General features: G+C 61.9%; 17 protein-coding genes. 4 read left to right on the top strand and 13 right to left on the bottom strand.

Annotation, left to right across the window (positions count from 1 at the left end; translation table 11 throughout):
• Window position 1: 1 nt before the first annotated feature.
• From AC4IHP_RS11585 to AC4IHP_RS11570, 4 genes are read right to left on the bottom strand one after another with little or no spacing between them, the layout of a single operon-like run.
• A complete protein-coding gene (locus tag AC4IHP_RS11585) occupies window positions 2-4,576 on the bottom strand; it encodes an alpha-2-macroglobulin family protein (protein ID WP_490831731.1) in 4,575 nt (1,524 codons plus the stop codon).
• Complete coding sequence (locus AC4IHP_RS11580) at window positions 4,573-5,223, bottom strand: DUF1175 domain-containing protein (RefSeq protein ID WP_460121734.1); 651 nt, start codon at window positions 5,221-5,223, stop codon at window positions 4,573-4,575. Before AC4IHP_RS11580 ends, AC4IHP_RS11585 begins: the two co-directional genes overlap by 4 nt.
• Window positions 5,208-6,920 carry a DUF2138 domain-containing protein gene (locus AC4IHP_RS11575; protein ID WP_490831730.1) on the bottom strand — a complete coding sequence of 571 codons (1,713 nt, stop codon included), beginning with the start codon at window positions 6,918-6,920 and terminating at the stop codon, window positions 5,208-5,210. The genes AC4IHP_RS11580 and AC4IHP_RS11575 overlap by 16 nt, the downstream gene beginning before the upstream one ends.
• Window positions 6,921-6,955: 35 nt before the next feature.
• Window positions 6,956-7,747, bottom strand: a complete 792-nt coding sequence (locus AC4IHP_RS11570) for a YfaP family protein (RefSeq protein ID WP_490831729.1) — start codon at window positions 7,745-7,747, stop codon at window positions 6,956-6,958.
• A 497-nt stretch (window positions 7,748-8,244) separates the two neighbouring features.
• Here AC4IHP_RS11570 and AC4IHP_RS11565 point away from each other — a divergent pair, with 497 nt between their 5' ends.
• The 4 genes from AC4IHP_RS11565 to AC4IHP_RS11550 all read left to right on the top strand — a co-directional run bounded on the left by AC4IHP_RS11565 (window position 8,245) and on the right by AC4IHP_RS11550 (window position 13,388).
• Window positions 8,245-8,487 carry an exodeoxyribonuclease VII small subunit gene (locus AC4IHP_RS11565; protein ID WP_016772991.1) on the top strand — a complete coding sequence of 81 codons (243 nt, stop codon included), beginning with the start codon at window positions 8,245-8,247 and terminating at the stop codon, window positions 8,485-8,487.
• The gene (gene ispA / locus AC4IHP_RS11560; protein WP_490831728.1) at window positions 8,484-9,371 is read left to right on the top strand and encodes a (2E,6E)-farnesyl diphosphate synthase; all 888 of its coding nucleotides are present in this window, start codon (window positions 8,484-8,486) and stop codon (window positions 9,369-9,371) included. The genes AC4IHP_RS11565 and ispA overlap by 4 nt, the downstream gene beginning before the upstream one ends.
• A 91-nt stretch (window positions 9,372-9,462) precedes the next feature.
• Window positions 9,463-11,361, top strand: a complete 1,899-nt coding sequence (dxs, locus tag AC4IHP_RS11555) for a 1-deoxy-D-xylulose-5-phosphate synthase (protein WP_460121742.1) — start codon at window positions 9,463-9,465, stop codon at window positions 11,359-11,361.
• A gap of 140 nt (window positions 11,362-11,501) precedes the next feature.
• Window positions 11,502-13,388: a TonB-dependent receptor domain-containing protein gene (locus AC4IHP_RS11550; protein ID WP_490831727.1), complete on the top strand. Its 1,887-nt coding sequence runs from the start codon at window positions 11,502-11,504 to the stop codon at window positions 13,386-13,388.
• A gap of 103 nt (window positions 13,389-13,491) precedes the next feature.
• On the opposite strand, the gene AC4IHP_RS11545 is transcribed toward AC4IHP_RS11550, so the two are convergent.
• The 9 genes from AC4IHP_RS11545 to ribBA all read right to left on the bottom strand — a co-directional run bounded on the left by AC4IHP_RS11545 (window position 13,492) and on the right by ribBA (window position 19,981).
• Entirely contained in the window at window positions 13,492-14,292 is an 801-nt protein-coding gene (locus AC4IHP_RS11545) for a cobalamin-binding protein (protein ID WP_490831726.1), read from the bottom strand.
• Window positions 14,292-14,711 (bottom strand): MFS transporter, encoded by a 420-nt coding sequence (locus AC4IHP_RS11540; RefSeq protein WP_434766858.1) that lies wholly within the window; start codon window positions 14,709-14,711, stop codon window positions 14,292-14,294. Before AC4IHP_RS11540 ends, AC4IHP_RS11545 begins: the two co-directional genes overlap by 1 nt.
• Window positions 14,708-15,325 carry a GTP cyclohydrolase II gene (ribA, locus tag AC4IHP_RS11535; RefSeq protein WP_490831725.1) on the bottom strand — a complete coding sequence of 206 codons (618 nt, stop codon included), beginning with the start codon at window positions 15,323-15,325 and terminating at the stop codon, window positions 14,708-14,710. Before ribA ends, AC4IHP_RS11540 begins: the two co-directional genes overlap by 4 nt.
• 244 nt (window positions 15,326-15,569) lie before the next feature.
• Window positions 15,570-16,307 carry a substrate-binding periplasmic protein gene (locus tag AC4IHP_RS11530; RefSeq protein WP_490831724.1) on the bottom strand — a complete coding sequence of 246 codons (738 nt, stop codon included), beginning with the start codon at window positions 16,305-16,307 and terminating at the stop codon, window positions 15,570-15,572.
• Between the two features lie 25 nt (window positions 16,308-16,332).
• Window positions 16,333-16,836: a phosphatidylglycerophosphatase A family protein gene (locus AC4IHP_RS11525; RefSeq protein ID WP_039761886.1), complete on the bottom strand. Its 504-nt coding sequence runs from the start codon at window positions 16,834-16,836 to the stop codon at window positions 16,333-16,335.
• On the bottom strand, window positions 16,833-17,798 hold the full coding sequence (gene thiL, locus AC4IHP_RS11520) for a thiamine-phosphate kinase (protein WP_460121751.1): 966 nt from the start codon (window positions 17,796-17,798) through the stop codon (window positions 16,833-16,835). Before thiL ends, AC4IHP_RS11525 begins: the two co-directional genes overlap by 4 nt.
• Window positions 17,799-17,825: 27 nt before the next feature.
• A complete protein-coding gene (gene nusB / locus AC4IHP_RS11515) occupies window positions 17,826-18,326 on the bottom strand; it encodes a transcription antitermination factor NusB (protein WP_024014489.1) in 501 nt (166 codons plus the stop codon).
• Window positions 18,323-18,799, bottom strand: coding sequence for a 6,7-dimethyl-8-ribityllumazine synthase (ribH, locus tag AC4IHP_RS11510; protein ID WP_003228649.1), 477 nt, complete (start codon window positions 18,797-18,799; stop codon window positions 18,323-18,325). The genes nusB and ribH overlap by 4 nt, the downstream gene beginning before the upstream one ends.
• A 90-nt stretch (window positions 18,800-18,889) precedes the next feature.
• Window positions 18,890-19,981 carry a bifunctional 3,4-dihydroxy-2-butanone-4-phosphate synthase/GTP cyclohydrolase II gene (ribBA, locus tag AC4IHP_RS11505; RefSeq protein WP_039761895.1) on the bottom strand — a complete coding sequence of 364 codons (1,092 nt, stop codon included), beginning with the start codon at window positions 19,979-19,981 and terminating at the stop codon, window positions 18,890-18,892.
• Window positions 19,982-19,986 lie beyond the last annotated feature (5 nt).

The following is a 19,986-nucleotide window of genomic DNA, read 5'->3' as shown; positions in this document are numbered from 1 at the left end:
GTCAGTTGACCGTGACCTGACCGAGGGCGGCTTTCGCCTCCTGGGCCTGATGCTGCGGCGCATACACATGCTTGAAGCGTACCGGCGGCAGGTTGAACTGGCCCTTCTGCGAGAAGCGCACCAGATGACGCAGGCGCAACTCGCCACTCAGCGCGTCGACCGGCACCGCGTAAGCCAACTGACCCGGTTCGAAACGCGCCTTCTCCAGCGCGGTCGGTTCGGTGCCGTCCTTGCCCTGCAACTTGATTCCCCACGTCGTACGCTCGACATCCGCGCCCGGTGGCAGGGGTACTTCGAGCATGCCGTAGCGCAGCGGTTTGGGTGCCTTGCTGGTGAGGATCACCTCGTCCAGGTACAGGCTGTCGCTGGACAGCGGTTTAGTGCCGACCGGCTCGAGTTTGAAGGTGAACGCTTCGTCGCCCGGCACCAGACGCGACAGGCGCCGGGTGATGGTCACGGCCATCGGATCGACCTGCGGCTGTTGCGTCTGGAAGCTCAGCGCTGCACGCAACGGCCGCTCTTGCGTGCCGGACACGCTCAGCACGCTCGGCAGCGGCGTCGCGCCTTGCCATGTCCAGTACATCTCGCCGCTGGCGCCGTAGTTTTTCTTCCAGCCCTCACCCGGCATCAACGCGATGGTTGGTGAGGCCTGAGCGATGCTGCGTTGCAGCCAGGTCAGCGCCAGCGCACGCTCCAGCGTCGATTGCTGCGGCAACAGGCGTTGCAACAACGCTGTCGCACGAGCCTGATCAAACGGTTGCAGCGACAGGTTCAGTGCTTCGACAAAAGGCTGCGAACTGGTCGCCAGACGTTGTTGTGCTGCGCCCAGTTGACGATTGAACGCCTCAGGCAAAGCGACTTTCGCCTGCGTGGCCAACGATGCAGTGAGTACCCGCGCCGCCGCCAGACCGAGTGCCGAATCCGGATCGCTCATCACCAGGCTGTCCTGGCCGTCGTCGAGCACGGTTTCGGCAGCGCCTTCACCGGCCTTGACCAGATCCTCGATCAAACCGCTGAGCAGCGTGTTCACGGGCAACTGCATCTGTTTGGCGAATGACAGAATCAGCGCCCGTTGCAGCACCGGCGTATTCGGCGCTTGCTTGGCGTACACCTCGAGTACGCGCTGCCAGTGCTCCGGCGGCAGGGTCAGGTCGAGTACGCGGCTGGCGTTCCAGTCGGCGTAATAGGCATAGGCGGTGAGAAATGCATCCGGCTCGCCGTCGTAGCCCCACCAGGTGAAGCTGGCCGACGGCCCGGCCATTTGCACCAGACGCAGACGACTGTTCTGCATGATCAGGCGCAAGCGATCGCGAATCTGCGGGTTCGAGGCCAGCGACGGATAAGCGATGCTCAATGGCAACAAGCGACTGGCGGTCTGCTCGACGCCGCCGTACGGGTAGCTGAGCAGATCATCGAGGGCGGAACGGAACAGCGCTTGGGGACTGTCGTCCAGACGCAGGCGAATATCCGTAGCATCCGCCGGCAAACTCAATGGCGTATCGCCGCTGACCACTTCGAGGCTTTGTGTCTGGGTAACCTGCCAACCTTCTCCGGTTGCACTCAAGCGCACAGCCAGGGCATCGGCGACTTTGCCGTCCTGCACCAGCTCCGCTGTCCACTCGCCAGAGGCCAGGGCAAACGCCGGCAGCGGCAAGTAATTGATGCCGCTGTTCAGGGTCACCGGCAGACGTTGTTCGGTGCCGGCATAGTGAGTCACCAGTTCAGCCTTGACCGTTTTTTCGGCCTGACTGAACGCAAACACGCCAAGCTGCGGCTGATCGCCTTTGCGGAATTTGCTCGGCCCGCTCCACTTCAGGTACAGCGGTTTTTCCGAACGGACAAACTGCTTCTTCTGCCCGACCTGACCGTCATCGGCAATCGCCCGCGCGGTGATGCGCCAGCGGGTCAGCGAGTCCGGCATTTTGAAGGTGAAACGGGTTTTGCCATCAGCACCGGTCAGCAACTCCGGCTGCCACGCCGCGGTATCGACGTCTTCACGGCGCGGACGCTCAAGCACTTTCACCCCGCGCTCGCTGCGATTGGCTTTACCCGGTGCGCCGGGGCTGCCCGGCAACGCCACGTCGTAGCTGATGAACGACAGGCTGGCACTGGTGCGCACGTTGTTGCGCCGAGGGTGATAGAAGAACTGGTCGATGCTCGGCGCGACTTCCGGTTGCAGCGCGTAGACCATTTCGTCGACCACGCTGACCGTCAAGTGTGCCGGAACCGCTTTGCCGGCGAACTGCGTGGTCAAGTCGACCGTGACCGTATCGCCCGGCAGGTACACCGCTTTGTCGGTGCTGATCACCACGTCGATTTGCGGCGCGACCACTTTGATCCCGGCGTTCTGAAAGCTGTACTGACCGCTCTTGGTGTAGAGCACGGAGAAGGTCAGGTTCGGCGCGAAGTTGTCTTTCACCGCAATGCGCGCGCGGTACTGAGTGTCGCTGAGTTTTTCCAGCTTCAGCCAGTCGCCGCCCTTGGCCAGCAACGCGGTTGCTTCGACCTTGTCGCGCTCCAGCGAGAGCAGCGCATCGCTGACCGGCTCAGGGAAGGTGATCAGCGCCAGCGCTTCTTCGCCCGCCTTGTACTCGGGCTTGTCGAGGACGATTTCCACCGTACCCGGCACTGCTTTCACACCGTCGCCGGTGACCGAATGGCCGGTGGCGCCGAGGACGCGACCGTGTTGATCTTTCAAGGTCAGGTTGTAAGTGCCCGGGCGTTCGAAGGCCATGCTGAAGCCTTTGTCATTCGCCGCGAGTTTGCCCTCGCCTGTGCTCTGGTCTTCCAGACGTACCCAACCATACGTGATTGGGGTCACCGCTTTGCTTTGCTCGGTGCCGCCCTCGTTGGCGTAGCTGAACGCAACCTTGTCACCGACTGCACTGAAGCGTTGCGGCGCGTTCAGGCGGAAGCTCGCCGCGCCACGGTCGATGAGGATTTCCTTGGTGGTCTTGACCCGATAAGCCGCGCCGTCGCTGGCAAACACGGTGAGCATGTAGCGGCTTGGCTTGTCGGCGGCTGGCAGGTCGAGGGTTGCGTTGCCCTTGCTGTCGGTGGTCAGTTCGGTGCTGGTCAGCTCCACCGGGAATTGCCCGAGGTATTGCAGCTCGTTGTCGACCATCGACAGTTGCTGCGCGCGCAGGCTCAGGCTCAATTTCGCGTTGGCCACCGGTTTGCCGTCCGGGTACAACAGCACCAGACTGCCTTTGACCGGTTCGCCGGTACGGTAATCCTGCTTGGCCAGATTCAGCGAGATCTCGAAGTGCGGCTTGATGTACTCAGCCACACGAAAGGCGCTGCTGTAGGCCTGATCCTTGTAGTTGAAACGGATCTCGTAGCCGCCGGCCACGGCGTTATCCGGCAACTGGAAACGGCCCTGAGTACCGGCTCTGGAATCCAGTTTCAGAGCGAGGGTTTGCAGTTCGGTCCCCGTGGCATCAAACACACTGACACTGACATCCGCTGCGCCCGGCAGCACCGAATCCCGGGCATTCTTGAACTCGCGACCGACGATTTTCAGCGACACCCAATCGCCCGGACGATACAGCGGCCGGTCGGTGAAGGCGTAAAGTTTGGTGTCGTAGATTTCGCTGTCGTAGTAGAAGTTTTCCGAGACGAACACGCCGCCCTCTTCGTCCTCGCCGATGACGAACGAGCGCTCCGGGCTGACGTGCTTCAGACGCAGCAGACCGTCGGCATCGGTAGCTCCGCTGCTCATCACGCCGAGGCCATCGGTCCATAGCACATTGACCTTCGGCACCGAGCTGCCTTCGTGTTTGCGCGCGGCCCAGACCAGCAATTCGTCGCCGGCAATCTTGCTTACCGCGACGGTGTTGGAGACGAAAACCATGGTAGTTGCGCGGTACTTGCCGATCAGTGCTTCAACCAGATACAGCCCTGGCTTCAGGTTACCCAGCGGGATGTACACATTGCCCGGTGCGACGCTGACGAAGTCGCTGGACGAGCCGGCCAAATTGACCCCGGCCGGTGGCTGGATCGGTTTTGCTTGCCACAGCGGATAACGGAACTGGCTGACCACCGGCAGACCCGGAATCAGCGCGAATTGTGGCTGCGCGTCGTACGGCGTCGGCGCCACCATGGCCTCGCCCATTTTCAGCTCCGGCACTTCTTCGGTGACCTGCTTGCGCGACTCGTAAGAGAACGCACGCTGCATCACCCGCCGGGATTTGCGATACCAGTTGTCCCACAGATAGGCGAGAGTGTTGGACAAACCTTCGCCCTTGAACTGGCCGTCACTGACGACGCGGTGCAGGTTCTTCTGGCGCTTGAGGAAGTCCAGCGGCTTGTCGATGCGATACACGCGGATGTCGGCGCCACCGTACGGTCCCATGCGGAAACGCCGGTAGTCACGCCCCGGGGCTTCGAGGCGGACCATCGCCGGCTCGTCGCTGGCAAAACTGCTGTCGGCGAGCAGAAAGAAACTCTCACCAGCGACCGGCGTGTAATTGCTCGGCTCCACCGAGTCTTCGGCGTTGACGCAGGTAAACGGCAGGAACAACGCCAGCATCAATGCAATTCGAGAGCAGATTCGCAACATGCGGGCTCCGGTCATTGGGAGAGAAAGTTCAGTCGATAGACGCCGATGAAGTTGGGGTTGGCTGCGTCGGGTATCCATCGGGTGTCCTTCCATGTCATGAGTTGCTGCAGGCTTGCCGAACGCATGCCGTTGTCAGTGGGGGTGGTGGTGCCGGTGTGATAGGCGATGTAACGGCCCATCCAGATCATCAGGTGCTGGTCGTCGCCCTGATCGAAAAACATCAGGTCACCGGGCCGCGCCTGCGACACATCGCGGCCGACCAGATGGCTGTTGAACTGAATCAGTTTGATCGCGTTGACGTACGGCCCGACCTTGCCGCCGCCCTGCTGCCACTGTTGCGCGAGCTTGCGTTGCGCGTCGCTCAGCACCAGTTCCGGCGGCAGATAACGATTGGACAGGCCATTGCTGCGCAGCCATTTGTCGTCGTGGACTTTCAGCGCTTCGTTGGCGGCAAAGCGCACCAGCCCGGCGCAGTCCTGCTGATACCAGCGCGGGCTCGGGCCTTGGCTGAGCTGCTCTTGAGCGATGCGCACAAACCAGGCGCGGAATACCTGGGATTGCGCCGGATCAAGCGCTGGCGCTTCAACCGCACGGGCGCCTGCACTCAGCAGCAACGCGAGCAGGCCGAGGCTGCGGATCAGTGCGCTCACAGCGCTTTCCATTCCAGCGGCAGCCATTGCCAGTGGCCGTCAGGCTCGCTGCCTTCGGGCAGGGTCAGAGCATATTTGCCGTAGCCGCCGAGGGTGCGCAGTTTCGGCATCAGGTAGGTTTGCGCAGCGTTATAAAACACCGGCTCCATGTCCTGCGGCAGGCTGTCGAGGGTTTCGCGCTGCATCAGTTGCGCCATCGCGTCCGGGCCGAAGTAGATCGGCATCAGTACATCTTTTGGCAAAACGTCGGCCATCGGCGGGAAGCGCTTGTCGAGGGTGCCGAGGGCTTTATCGACGAGTTTGTCGTCGAGGGAAAACAGCAGCGTCGAGCCGTGACGGGCGAGGCTGACTTTCATGAAGGCCTTGCCGGAAATCGCCTCCGGTGTTTCAGCGGTCTTCGCCGCGTACGGACCAAAATTGGAACTGACCTGACGCTGCCACACGTGGCTCCGGCCTTCCTGCTTGTCGATCACCGGGAATACGCTTTCGGCGACGTTGGCTTCGAACGCGCCAACCATCGAACCGAACAACTTGCCCAGATCAGCGTCGAGTTTGCTGCTGTCTTCGTCTTTCAGGCTGGCGACCAGCAATGGCGTGTACAGCCGCGAATCGGCGTACCAGCACAGGCCCGCCGCACCGGCGACGTGTTCGGTGAGGGTCTGCGCCACCGCTTCGTCGGCGCCGAGTTTGATCAGGATCGGCTTCTGCGGTTCGGCCGCCACCGGCAGTGTCACGCAAGCGCTCGCCCCCAGCGGCATCGCTTGCCAGACCGGTTTGAAATCGAAATCCGGCTGGTTTTCCAGTTCGTCCATGGCCAGATAGCTGTGCCAGCCCTTGTCGTCCATGTCGAAACGCAGCCCGGCGAAATTCGGGATGAAGCGCTGATAGCCCATGGCGAGGACGCTGGAATTGACCGACAGACGCTGCTTGGTTTCCGGGCTTTTCGCCGGCAAGCCGAACGCTTCGGGGAAAAGTTTTTCACCGTTGAGCAACGCCGCCAGCGCTTGCGCGGAGACGCGGCCCGATTCTTCCGAGACGCCACTTTCCGGGTCGTAGTACTTCGCTGGATTGGACAACACCACCAGTTTGTCGCCGCGCGATGCAAACAGCAGCGATTTGCTGGCGTTGTAGCTGAGTTGATACAGCGGCACTTCGTCGCTGCCGACCTTGAGATTGCCGAAGACGCTGAGCTGGGTGTCATCCAGCGCCACTTTGGCCAATGGCTCGAGCAGCTTGGCCAACCCGCCGCGATCCATCACCAGCAGGAAATCCTTCAAGCGACCATCGGCGCCACGCCACAGCGCAACATCGGCCGGCTGATCGAAAAGCTGCTCGATCAGTCTGTCCTGCAACTTCAGGTCATGCTCGTAGATGATCCGGCGCAGGCTGCCGATCAGGCCGAGGCGATCGGCGTGGGTTTCGTAATAGAAGACGAAATCCTCGGTGAGCGTGGCCTTGAGGAACGGCACCGTCAGCAGATCCTTGGGCAACTGGCTCAGCGAACGGGTTTCGAGCAAGGCGTCCGGACGGCCGAGGCCGAGCTTGTCACTGGCAAGTGTCGCCGGCGGCGCTTTGGGCTTGAGCAGCAGCCAGCCGAAACCGCCCGCCACGCCGGCCACCAGGCACAGGCCGAGCACGACCAGCGGCCAGCGCCGCGAAGGTTTGGCCGCCGGTGTCGCGGCAGTTGGAGTCACAGTGTTATCGCTCATGTTCACAACATCCGAGTTCATCCGTGGCGGGATGCTTAATAGTTGAAAGTCTTGACCAGCAGCAGATCACCGATCGCCCGCAGGGGCACGATGAAGGTTTCGCGTTTTTCGTCGACGGTGTTTTCGTTGAGCACCAGGGTGATTTGCGAGGTGATCACCTCGTTCTCATTGCTGGTCTCCTCGAAGTTATAGCCACCATCGCCGTAGTTGCCCCAATAGTTGACGTAGACCAGATAGGTGCCGTGCAGCGGCGCGGTCATGGTGAACATTTCCGGGCCGGGGCCGTCGACACCATCCGGGTCGAGGCCGCCGCCATTGCTCAGCGCCGGCCGCGCCCAGAACGCATGCTGACCGTCGGGGGTGACAATATGCAGATCCAGTTCGGCTTTCGGGTCGTCCCATCCCAAGACAAGACGAATCTTCGCCGGCGTGCGCAGATTATTTGCTTCATAAAATTGCACACGCTTGAGCGACTGGCCTTCGGCGCTGATCACTTCGACGCTGTTGGAGCCCGCACCGAATGCATAGGGTCGGGCAAAACGTCCCTGATCATCGGTGTACAGATTCAATGGATTGCCGTTGACGGCGAGGCTGTGCGGCGCACGCATGTGCCCCAGAGCCTTGAGCTGGCCCTGGATCATCGTGCGATTGCGCTGGATGCCGCGATCGATCGGCGGCGTCGGGTAGGCGACCTGCGGATTTTCCGAGCGATCGAGCAAGCCGTGATAACGCCAGCCGCCGACTGGCTCGGACAACTGCGCAGTCGGCGCCGCCCACAGCGCAGGCGCGCAGGCGAGGCCGATCAACAGCAAAAGAAATGAACGCATGTGACGCCTCCTGCCATGCCTTGAACGAAACCTTGCACCCGATCCTCGGTACTTCACAGCGGTGAACTGCGTTTCGTCTGAATGCCCCGCAACTGTCGGGGCCGTAGAAGCGGCGAAGATTAGCGATTCGGCAGTTTTTTAACAATCGGATACATGTGTGATTGCTGTAGGAATCGCGCTTTCGAGAGGGCGTGAGCCGAATAGCGAAGTTATTCGGCTCATAAAGTGAGCCGAATAAGCCTCAGCCCCGAAACTTCACATTAACTTTGTGACAAGGGGATTTATCCCAGCTCGGCTGCGCAGCAGTCGTAAACCGGCGACTTCGATTTTCCTGAGAGTATCGGTTGTCTGGTTTTAGGGTTGCTACGCAACCCAGCGGGGATAAATCCCCTCGCCACGGGGTCATGTGCGCGGCTTTGGGTGGGGCGTCTCATTTGCCCATACCCCCCCTATCTGCTAGTGTCGCGCCGGTTTAACGTCTACCGGAAATTGCCGCCATGGCCCGCAAAAAAGCTGCACTGGATTTCGAACAATCCCTCGCCGACCTGCAAACACTGGTCGAGCGTCTGGAGAACGGTGAATTGTCGCTGGAAGACTCGCTGACCGCTTTCGAGCAGGGCATCGGTCTGACCCGTGACTGCCAGGCGGCGCTGGCCCAGGCCGAGCAGAAAGTGCAGGTGCTGCTGGAGCGCGATGGCGAGCTCGCCGAGGAACCCTTCGACGCGGATGAGCCAGAATGATCGCGGCGTATTCGGCGAGCAGTCAGGCCCGGGTCAACGCGGCGCTGGAGACTCTGTTCAATGCGCCGCTGCCGGAACTGGCGCGGCTCTACGAAGCGATGCGCTACAGCGTGATGAACGGCGGCAAACGCGTGCGCCCGTTGCTGGCATACGCCGCGTGCGAAGCCCTCGGTGGCCAGGCTGAACAGGCCAGCGGCGCGGCCTGTGCGGTCGAGTTGATCCATGCCTATTCGCTGGTGCATGACGATTTGCCAGCGATGGACGACGACGACCTTCGTCGCGGCCAGCCGACTACCCACAAGAAATTCGACGAAGCCTGCGCGATCCTCGCCGGTGACGGCTTGCAGAGCCTGGCCTTCAGCGCCCTGCTCGACCCGCGCCTGAGCGATTGCAGCAGCGAAATCCGTCTGCAGATGGTGACTGCGCTGGCCCACGCCGCCGGTCCGGCGGGCATGGTCGGTGGTCAGGCCATTGATCTGGGTTCGGTCGGTCTCAAACTCGATCAAGCAGCTCTCGAACAGATGCACCGGCACAAGACCGGCGCGCTGATTGAAGTCAGCGTCAAGCTTGGTGCCCTGGCCAGCGGCCGCGCCCAGTCTGATCAACTGCAGGCATTGCAGACTTATGCACAGGCCATCGGCCTGGCCTTTCAGGTGCAGGACGACATCCTCGACGTGGAAAGCGATACCGCTACCCTCGGCAAACGCCAGGGCGCCGACATTGCCCGCGACAAACCGACCTACCCGGCCCTGCTCGGCCTCGACGCGGCCAAGGCCTACGCTTTGGAAATGCGCGATCAGGCCTTGCAGGCGCTGCGACCGTTTGACGCGGCTGCCGAGCCGTTGCGCGAGCTGGCGCGGTATATCGTCGAGCGGCGCAACTGACGGCGTATCGGCCAAAAAAGACCAACGCGTGGGCAGGGGCCGATGCATCAGGTAAACTGCCGCATCTTTTATACCTATAACGATTCGCCTGATGCCCACGACGTTTCATGAGATTCCCCGCAAGCGCCCGACCACGCCCCTGCTCGACCGCGCGAACACGCCGGACGGCCTGCGCCGGTTAGGCGAAGCCGAGCTGGAAACCCTGGCCGATGAGTTGCGCCTGGAATTGCTCTACACGGTCGGCCAGACCGGTGGGCATTTCGGTGCCGGCCTGGGCGTGATCGAGCTGACCATCGCGCTGCATTACGTCTTTGACACCCCGGACGACCGTCTGCTGTGGGATGTCGGGCATCAGGCGTATCCGCACAAGATCCTCACCGGTCGCCGCGAGCGCATGGCCAGCCTGCGTCAGAAGGACGGCATTGCCGCGTTCCCGCGCCGCTCCGAGAGCGAGTACGACACTTTTGGCGTCGGCCACTCCAGCACCTCGATCAGTGCCGCGCTGGGCATGGCCATTGCCGCCCGTCTGCAGGACAGCGATCGCAAGGCCATCGCCGTGATTGGCGACGGCGCGCTGACCGCCGGCATGGCTTTCGAGGCGCTCAACCATGCGCCGGAAGTCAACGCCAACATGCTGGTGATCCTCAACGACAACGACATGTCGATCTCGCGCAACGTCGGCGGGCTGTCGAATTATCTGGCGAAGATCCTTTCCAGCCGCACCTACGCGAGCATGCGCGAGGGCAGCAAGAAAGTCCTTTCGCGCCTGCCCGGCGCTTGGGAAATCGCCCGTCGCACCGAAGAATATGCCAAGGGCATGCTGGTCCCTGGCACCCTCTTCGAAGAGCTGGGCTGGAACTATATCGGCCCGATCGACGGCCACGACCTGCCAACCCTGATCGCCACGCTGCGCAACATGCGCGATCTCAAAGGCCCGCAGTTCCTGCACATCGTCACCAAGAAAGGCAAAGGCTTCGCCCCGGCGGAAGTCGACCCGATCGGTTACCACGCCATCACCAAACTCGAACCTCTGGACGCTCCGGCCGCTGCGCCGAAAGCCGCCAGCGGGCCGAAGTATTCGGCGGTGTTTGGCGAGTGGCTGTGCGACATGGCAGCGTCCGATCCGCGTCTGGTCGGGATCACCCCGGCGATGAAGGAAGGCTCGGATCTGGTGGCGTTCAGCGAGCGCTTCCCCGAGCGTTATTTCGACGTGGCGATTGCCGAGCAGCACGCCGTGACATTCGCTGCCGGCATGGCCTGCGAAGGCGCGAAACCGGTAGTGGCGATCTACTCGACGTTCCTGCAACGCGGTTACGACCAGTTGGTGCACGACGTCGCCGTGCAGAACCTCGACGTGCTGTTCGCCATCGACCGCGCCGGTCTGGTCGGCGAAGACGGCCCGACCCACGCTGGCAGCTACGACCTTTCGTACCTGCGCTGCATCCCGGGCATGGTCATCATGACCCCGAGCGATGAAAACGAACTGCGCAAGATGCTCACCACCGGCCACCTCTACAACGGCCCGGCGGCAGTGCGCTACCCACGCGGCAGCGGGCCGAATGCAGTCATCGAAAAAGATCTCGAAGCGATCGAAATCGGCAAGGGCATCGTCCGTCGTCAGGGCAGCAAAATCGCCATGTTGGTGTTCGGCGTGCAACTGAGCGAAGCCTTGAAAGTCGCCGAGAAGCTCGACGCCACTGTGGTCGACATGCGTTTCGTCAAACCGCTGGATGAAGCGCTGGTGCGCGAGATCGCCGGTGGCCACGAGTTGCTGGTGACCATCGAAGAGAACGCGATCATGGGCGGCGCCGGCGGCGCGGTCAGCGAATTCCTCGCCCGCGAGAACATCCTCAAGTCGATGCTGCATCTGGGCTTGCCGGATATCTATGTCGAGCATGCGAAGCCGGCGCAGATGCTCGCCGAATGCGGGCTCGATGAGGCCGGGATCGAAGCATCGATTCGCCAGCGGCTGGATTTGCTCAACAGCTGACGCAATCCCTTGTAGGAGCTGCCGAAGGCTGCGATCTTTTGATCTTGCTCTTCGGCAGCTCCGGAACCTTTAAAAAGCAAAATCAAAAGATCGCAGCCTTCGGCAGCTCCTACAGGGTTTTGCAAAGACCATAGATTGCCATGAACCTCTCGCGCCTCGCCCTGCCCTTCCTCCTGCTACCAACCGCCAGCGCCCTTGCCGATACATTCGAACGTGATCAGGCGCTGAAGCTGCCGGACACGCTGATCAGCGCCAATCGTCAGGTCGAGGCGCGCAACGACAGCAGCGCCGCCAACACTGTATTCACTCGCGAAGACATCGATCGCCTGCAACCAAGCGACGTGCCCGATCTGCTGCGGCGCGTGCCGGGCGTGCAAGTGGCGCAGACTGGCGGGCGCGGCAGCCTGCCGGGGATCTATATTCGCGGCACGCAGTCGGCGCAGAGCCTGGTGCTGGTCGATGGCCAGCGCATCGGCAACTCGACTTCCGGCGACAGCAACCTGCAGCACCTGAACATCGAGCAGATCGAGCGCGTCGAAGTGCTGCGCGGTTCGCGCTCGGTGATTTACGGCAGCGACGCGATTGGCGGGGTGATCCAGATTTTCACTCGGCGCGGCAGCGAGCAAGGCTTGCAGCCACGCCTGCATCTGGGCTTCGGCAGTCAGCAGACCTGGGAACGCAGCCTCGGCTTGTCCGGCGGCGACGAGAAAACCCGCTTCAACCTCGGCGCCAGCCTTGATGAAACTGCCGGGATCGACCGCACCCACGAGTCGTATCCAAGCGACGGCGACCATGACGCCTACCGCAACAAATCCCTGAGCCTGAGCCTCAGCCACGCGCTGACCGAAGACATCGAAATCGGCGCCAATCTGCTGGATAACCGTGGCAGGAGCGAATTCGACAACCCGTTCGGCCGCTTCGACATGAACACCTTCGAGTCGGTGCAACAGCAGCCCTACAGTGCTTTCAATGTCAGCAGCGTCAGCAGTTATGTCGATGCGCGGGTCAATGAAAGCTGGAAAACCCGTGTCGAATTCGGCCACAGCGAAAACCGCGAGAAGACTTTCGACAAGCTCAGCGACGAGCGCACGGTGTTCAACACCTATCGCGACTCGGTGAACTGGCAGAACGACCTGACGCTCAATGCGCGCAACAGCTTGATCGTGGGCGGTGACTGGTACGAAGACCGGGTCAACAGCAGCACTGCATTCGACGAGGACAGCCGCTGGAACCGCGCAGCGTTCATCCAGCATCGCTATCAGGCCGACAGCTTCTCCACCGAGATCGGCCTGCGCCACGACGACAATCAGCAGTTCGGCAGCCAGAACACCTGGAGCGGCACTTTCACCCTGCCGCTCAATCCGGATAACGACGTGCTGCTGAGCTACAGCGAAGGTTTCCGCGCGCCGACCTTCAACGACCTGTACTACCCGGATTTCAGCAATCCCGACCTGAAACCGGAAACTTCGAAAAGCTACGAACTGCAATGGCGCAGCCAGTTGAGCGACAGCGCGCGCCTGGAAGCCTCGATTTACCGCACCGACCTGGAAGACGCGATCATCTTCGGCAGCAACTCACGCCCGCAGAACGTTGCGTCAGCGCGCATCAACGGTTTTGAAGCAGCGCTGAAGCAGGAGCTGCTTGGCTGGCAGAGCAATCTTGGCGTGGCAATCATCGATCCACGTGATCGCGATACCGGGCATACGCTGGCGCGACGGGCGCGGCGCACGGCCAGTTGGGATGTCGACCGGCAGTTTGATCGCTTGGGGCTCGGCGCCAGTTGGCAATTGGTCAGCGGCAGTTACGATGACTTGAACAATACCCAGTCGCTGGGCGGCTATGGCACGCTCGGGCTGCGCAGCAGTTGGGCGCTGAATCGGGAGATCAAGCTGGATCTGAAGGTGGATAACTTGCTGGACAAGGGCTACAGCCGGGCGAATTACAGCTATGACGGCGCGCAGTATGGCTATCGCGAGGAAGGTCGGGCGTGGATGTTCGGGGTGACGTGGACCCCTGAAGTTCACTGATTCCCTGTAGGAGCTGCCGAAGGCTGCGATCTTTTGACCTTGCTTTTGAAGGTGCCAAGAGCGCTGAAGATCAAGATCAAAAGATCGCAGCCTTCGGCAGCTCCTACATGTCCGGCGCGATCAATTGGCAGAGCTTGGTGGTCGCACTGATCATCTGACCACTGGGCCTTTCCAGACCTTTGTCACTGACCAGCAACAACCGCCCCTGCCTGACCGCCGCCACCTGCGGCCAAGCCTTCCACGCCGCTAGCTGGGCCTGATCACCGGCGACAATCACTTCCGGATCACGCTGCAACACCGCCTCGATACTCACCTGCGGTGCCGGCAGATTCAGCTCGGCAAACACATTGCGCGCACCGCACACTTCAAGTGCATCGCTGATGATCTGCCCGCCACCGACGGTGTATAGCGGTTTGTCCCAGACTTGATAGAAAACCCGCAGCGGTTCGTCACGGCTATAACGCTGGCGCAGATCATTCAGTTGCTCGCGCAATTCGGCCGCTCGTTTCGCCCCACGTTCAGAACGCCCGAGCTGTTTGCTGATCGCTTCAATTTGCGTCGCCAGTTGCGCCAACGTATGCGGCTCGGCGACGAAGGTAGGAATGTTCAGGCGCTTGAGCTGATCGCGCTGCCCCGCGCCGACGCTGCCGGGCCAGAGCAGCAGCAAATCCGGTTTCAGGCTGAGCAAGCGCTCCATGTCGAGCTGGCCGTAGCGCCCCACTGATGGAACATCGGCAATCGCCGCCGGCCGCTCGCCCGCATCCAGCACGCCGACCAGCAGGTCAGCGGAATCCAGTTCAACAACGATTTCAGACAGCGAGGGGGCGAGGCTGACCACCCGCAATGCAGCCAGCACCGGGCCGCTCAGGGCGAGCAGCACAACCGCCAGCCACAGGCGAGGCATCAACCGAGTTGACGCGGAATACGGTAGAGGTAGAACAGCACGGCGGTGGACAGCGCCAGCAGCATCAACGGCACGGCTTCGAGGCCGACGAATACCGCCAGTGCGCCAATCCAGGCCGGCAAAGACGCCACCAGCAACGCCGCACGCCGACGCGCCGCAAGGGCAATCCAGGCGGCGGGTTCATCGGCGGTATCGAGGGCTTTTTGCGTGGCGATCAGTGCATGTTTGTAGCGAGAAAAATACTTCAGGCTGACAAACATCGAGGCGACGCCGGCGATGAACAAAGGCATCGCCAGCACTGGCAAGAGGCCCTGGCCTTCGCCGAACAGTGCGTTGAGCACGAACAGCGGCAACAGCGCCAGCGCCAGGTATTGCCACCAGGCCACCGCCAACCGCCGCCGCACCTGGCCACGGGTCACGAGCGGTCGACCTCGCCCTGATGTTCGTTGCCCATCATGTGGTCGAGCTTGCTGGCCTTGGTCGCCAAGTAGAGTTTGTTGTGCGGATTGTGGCCGGTGTGCAGCGGCACGCGCTCGGCGACGACGATGCCCATGTCGGTCAGCGCTTTGACCTTGCGCGGGTTGTTGGTCATCAAGCGCAGGGATTTCACGCCCAGGTGTTCGAGCATCGGCAGGCACATGGCGTAGTCGCGCTGATCGGCGGCGAAGCCCAGACGCTCGTTGGCTTCCACGGTGTCGGCGCCGCCGTCTTGCAACTCGTAGGCGCGAATCTTGTTCAGCAGCCCGATGCCACGCCCTTCCTGACGCAGATACAGCAGCACGCCACGGCCTTCGCGGGCAATCGCCTGCAGCGCAGCTTCCAGTTGCGAGCCGCAGTCGCAACGCTGGCTGAACAAGGCATCACCGGTCAGGCATTCGGAATGCAGGCGACCAAGTACCGGGGCGCCATCGGCAATTTCACCGAGGCTGAGCACGACGTGCTCACGCCCGGTGCTCTCATCGAGAAAGCCGTGCATGGTGAATTGCGCAAAAGGCGTTGGCAGCTTGGAAGCGGCGACGAAGACGACAGGCACCGATGTGCTCCTGATCTAGAAGACTGAAAATTCGCAGGCCGGCATTGTAACAGCAGGTTCCTGTGGACGCTTAGGCTGAATTATCGGGCATAACCATCAAAAAGTTTGATGACACTGGCGCCAGCACCGGCGCTCCCTGTAGGAGCTGTCGAGTGCAACGAGGCTGCGATCTTTTGATCTGGCTTGATATCAGGATCAAAAGATCGCAGCGTGCCGCAGCTCCTACAGGGATTTGCGTTGGGCTTCAGTTCGGGTTGAACGGATACGGCTGCTGCCACTTCTGGAAGACCGGCTTCAACTCCCCGCTCTTGACCAATTCCGCCATGCGCCGGTCATACAGCGCCATCAACGCGCGAGCCTGTGGGGTATCAGCGAAGCCGAGAAACAGCGGCAGTTCGGCCAGATGCGAATAGCGATATTGCGCCGGATCCGCAGCATCGCGCACGACCGCTTCAATCTCGGTCAGCGCATCGATGTAGTAATCCGCCCGGCCCTGCTTGAGCATCAGCAGAATGCCGGTGCGCCGCTCGATCTGGTTGAAGCGCTGGATGTTCGGCAAGTAGTTCTCGTAGCGGTAGCCGCGCACCCAGGCCAGACGGTATTTGCCCAGGGTCGCCTGGGTCGGCGGCGGGCTGCTCGCCAGGCCCAGCGCGTAGATGTGATCAGAATCGAACTTCAATTGCGGGTACAGCACATGCTCGGCTTCGTCGCGGTAGGAGCCGACCAGCGCGTCGACTTCCTTCAACTGCACCAGACCGATCGAACGGGTATACGGCACCGTGCGGATATCCAGTTTCACCCCGGCCGGCTCGAACACTTTGCGCAACACGTCCCAGGCCAGACCATGGCCATCGGCGGCGGTGTAATCCTCCCAGTCTTCGCTGGCCAGATGGATGACCGCAGGCACAGGCGCGGTGGCCTGCGCATGGGCGAACGTGCCCAGCAGAGCCAGAAGCAGCAGCGCCAACCCGCGTCGCAGCATTGCGTGTTTCCTCACGTGAGTCGAATCAGGCGAAAACCCAGACCAGCCCCTGCATCGCCAGCCAGGCGAACACACCGGCCAGCACGTCGTCGAGCATGATGCCGACGCCGCCATGCACATGCTTGTCGATCCAGCGGATCGGCCACGGCTTGAGAATATCGAAGAAGCGGAACACCAGAAAACCCGCGAGCAACCAGTACCAGCCTTCCGGCACCAGCCACAGGGTGATCCACATGCCGACCATTTCGTCCCAGACGATGCCTTCGTGGTCGTGCACACGCAAATCGTCAGCGACTTTGCCGCACAGCCAGAAGCCGAACAGCATGGTGATGCCGAGCATCAGCCAGTAGCCCCAGTCGGGCAGCATCTGCCACAACGGAATGAACGGCAGCGCCACCAGCGAGCCCCACGTGCCCGGCGCTTTTGGCAAGGTGCCAGAGCCGAAGCCGAACGCGAGGAAATGCCACGGATTGCGCCAGACCGAAGGAGGCACGAATTCGGCAGGGACCTGTTTCGGGTGATCTGTCACGGTGTCTCCTGAAAATGTTGGTAGCCGCGAATCTGCGGAGTGATGTCGCGTCGGTCGCGGTCCAGCAGCACCACGCCCTGGCCCGGCAGCACTCGCCCGATCACATGGATCGGCCAGCCGTCGGCCAGCAGTGCCGGCAACTCGGCGGACGGCAAGGTGAAGGCCAGTACGTAGTCATCCCCACCGCTCAAGGCCGCGCGCTCGGCACCGCGCTGACCGAGAAACGCGACTAAAGCATCCGACAACGGTACACGCTCGCGTTCAATCTCAAGTCGCACCTTCGACGCCAGCGCGATATGCCCGCAATCGGCGAGCAGGCCGTCGGAGATGTCCAGTGCCGCCGTGGCCTTGCCGCGCAGGGCCTGACCGAGGGCCAGTTGCGGCTGCGGCGACCAGTAATGCTCGAGCAGCGGCTGGGCGATATGCGCTTCGGCATCACGTTGAGCCAGCACCAGCGGCAAGGCGCCGGCGGCATTGCCCAATTCGCCGCCGACACAGAGCAGATCACCGGGCCGCGCACCGCTACGGGTCAAGGCCTGGCCAGCGGGTACGCGGCCGAACACGGTGACCGTCAGGCTCAACGGCCCGCGCGTGGTATCGCCGCCGACCAGTGCGACGCCGCAGCTTTGCGCCATGCGATTCAAACCCCGGGCATAGGCTTGCAGCCAATCGGCAGTCACCGTCGGTAGAGTCAGGGCAAGGGTAAAGGCAACGGGCGCGGCGCCCATGGCGGCCAGGTCACTGACCGCGACGGCCAGCGAGCGCTGACCGAGCAGAAACGGATCGCAGGGGTCGGCGAAATGCACACCGGCCACCAGCGTATCGGTGGAAACCGCCAGCTGTTCCCCTGCGGGAACCGCCAGCAAGGCGCAGTCGTCGCCGATCCCCAGAGCAACGCCTTCGCCGCCCTGCGCACAAGGCGCGGCGGCGAAGAAATTGCGGATCAGCTCAAACTCGCCCATGGCTGAGAAAAAGTATTCAAGCGCCGATCAGCGCTTGAACGCCTTCACTTCAGCTTCACGCAGGCGCGGGGCCAGCTTGTCGAGCACGCCGTTGACGAACTTGTGGCCGTCGGTCGAACCGAACACTTTGGCCAGCTCGATACCTTCGTTGATCACAACGCGGTAAGGCACGTCGACGCGCTTGAGCAGTTCCCAGGTCGACAGGCGCAGTACCGCCAGTTCAACCGGGTCCAGCTCTTCGATCGCCAGATCCAGGCAAGGCGTCAGGGCCGTGTCGATTTCGGTCTTGAACTGCGGAACCCCGTGAAGGATTTCACGGAAGTAGGCGCCGTCGACATCGGTGAAATCGTTATCAACGCGAAACTGCGCTTCGATCTCGTTCAGCGACTGCCGGGCCATGTGCCACTGGTACAGCGCTTGAGTCGCGAGCTGACGGGCTTCGCGACGCTTGGCGCTCTTCGACGGCTTGCCGGCATCCGCAGGTTTCGGATCGCGCGGGTTGAAACGATCGCTTTCGTCGCTAATCACTTGGCCTCCAACTGCGCCAGCAGGCTGACCATTTCCAGAGCGGACAGGGCAGCTTCGGCACCTTTGTTACCGGCCTTGGTGCCGGAACGTTCGATGGCTTGCTCAATGGAATCGACGGTCAGCACGCCGAATGCAACCGGTACGCCGAACTCCATGGAGACCTGGGCCAGGCCTTTGGTGCACTCGCCAGCCACGTATTCGAAGTGCGGAGTACCGCCACGAATGACCGCGCCAAGGGCGATGATTGCAGCGAACTCGCCTTTCTGGGCGACTTTCTGCGCAACCAGCGGGATTTCGAAGGCGCCCGGTGCGCGGATGATGGTGATGTCGCTTTCGCTCACGCCGTGGCGAACCAGGGCATCAACGGCACCGCTGACCAGGCTTTCAACCACGAAGCTGTTGAAGCGGCCCACTACCAGAGCGTAGCGGCCTTTAGGGGCGATGAAGGTACCTTCGATGGTCTTCAGGGTCATTCGTCAGTTCTCTTAAAGAGCCGGGACGCGTCTGCTACGCGTCCCTCAGTGATTATTTGCCGCGAATCGGAGTCCGGAAACAGCCGGTCATTATTCGGAGGGCACGTATTCTACAACTTCCAGATCGAAACCGGATATCGCATTGAACTTCATTGGTGCCGACATCAAGCGCATTTTGCGCACGCCGAGGTCACGCAGGATCTGCGAACCGGCACCGACAATGCTGTAAGTGGTCGGTTTTTTCGGCGCTGCCTGCTCGCCGGTTTCACGGATATGCGCCAGCAGCACGTCACCATCAAGCGGGTGACCGAGCAGCAGCACCACACCGCTGCCGGCCTCGGCGACCGCAGCCATGGCGGCGCGCAGGCTCCAGCGGCCCGGTTGCTTGACCATCAGCAGGTCGCGCAGCGGATCCATGTTGTGCACGCGAACCAGCGTCGGCTCCTCAGCGCAGACAGTGCCCAGCGTCAGGGCCATGTGCACGTCGCCTTCCACCGAATCACGATAGGTCACCAGGTTGAATTGGCCCAGTTCGCTGTCCAGCGGCTGCTCGGCAATCCGCTGAACGGTACGTTCGTGGATCATCCGGTAGTGAATCAGGTCGGCGATGGTGCCGATCTTGATGTTGTGTTCAGCGGCGAAAGCTTCGAGTTCAGCGCGACGGGACATGGTGCCGTCGTCGTTCATCACTTCGCAGATCACCCCGCTCGGCTCGAAACCGGCCATGCGCGCCAGGTCGCAAGCGGCTTCGGTGTGGCCGGCGCGAGCGAGGGTGCCGCCGGCCTGGGCCATCAGCGGAAAAATATGGCCCGGACTGACGATGTCTTCAGCCTTGGCGTCTTTGGCGGCAGCCGCTTGCACGGTGCGCGCGCGATCGGCGGCGGAGATGCCGGTGGTCACGCCTTCGGCAGCTTCGATCGAAACGGTGAACTTGGTGCCGAAACCGGAACCGTTGCGCGGCGCCATCAGCGGCAGCTTCAACAGTTCGCAGCGCTCGCGGCTCATCGGCATGCAGATCAGGCCACGGGCGTGCTTGGCCATGAAGTTGATGTGTTCGGCCTGGCAGCATTCGGCGGCCATGATCAGGTCGCCTTCATTCTCGCGGTCTTCGTCATCCATGAGGATGACCATCTTGCCTTGGCGGATGTCTTCAACCAGTTCTTCGATGCTATTGAGCGCCACAAGGC

This window comes from Pseudomonas sp. UF-293, assembly GCF_058245595.1.
Note: the sequence above shows the minus strand (reverse complement) of the source record. Positions and strands in the feature narration are given on the sequence as shown.

Bases quoted from the DNA above. Each gene is read 5' to 3' on its own strand.
- AC4IHP_RS11545 (WP_490831726.1), bottom strand. From the start codon at position 14,292: ATGCCTCGCCTGTGGCTGGCGGTTGTGCTGCTCGCCCTGAGCGGCCCG.
- dxs (WP_460121742.1), top strand. From the start codon at position 9,463: ATGCCCACGACGTTTCATGAGATTCCCCGCAAGCGCCCGACCACGCCC.
- AC4IHP_RS11585 (WP_490831731.1), bottom strand. From the start codon at position 4,576: ATGACCGGAGCCCGCATGTTGCGAATCTGCTCTCGAATTGCATTGATG.
- AC4IHP_RS11570 (WP_490831729.1), bottom strand. From the start codon at position 7,747: ATGCGTTCATTTCTTTTGCTGTTGATCGGCCTCGCCTGCGCGCCTGCG.
- AC4IHP_RS11580 (WP_460121734.1), bottom strand. From the start codon at position 5,223: ATGGAAAGCGCTGTGAGCGCACTGATCCGCAGCCTCGGCCTGCTCGCG.
- ispA (WP_490831728.1), top strand. From the start codon at position 8,484: ATGATCGCGGCGTATTCGGCGAGCAGTCAGGCCCGGGTCAACGCGGCG.
- ribH (WP_003228649.1), bottom strand. From the start codon at position 18,799: ATGACCCTGAAGACCATCGAAGGTACCTTCATCGCCCCTAAAGGCCGC.
- thiL (WP_460121751.1), bottom strand. From the start codon at position 17,798: ATGGGCGAGTTTGAGCTGATCCGCAATTTCTTCGCCGCCGCGCCTTGT.
- AC4IHP_RS11575 (WP_490831730.1), bottom strand. From the start codon at position 6,920: ATGAGCGATAACACTGTGACTCCAACTGCCGCGACACCGGCGGCCAAA.
- AC4IHP_RS11565 (WP_016772991.1), top strand. From the start codon at position 8,245: ATGGCCCGCAAAAAAGCTGCACTGGATTTCGAACAATCCCTCGCCGAC.
- AC4IHP_RS11530 (WP_490831724.1), bottom strand. From the start codon at position 16,307: ATGCTGCGACGCGGGTTGGCGCTGCTGCTTCTGGCTCTGCTGGGCACG.
- AC4IHP_RS11550 (WP_490831727.1), top strand. From the start codon at position 11,502: ATGAACCTCTCGCGCCTCGCCCTGCCCTTCCTCCTGCTACCAACCGCC.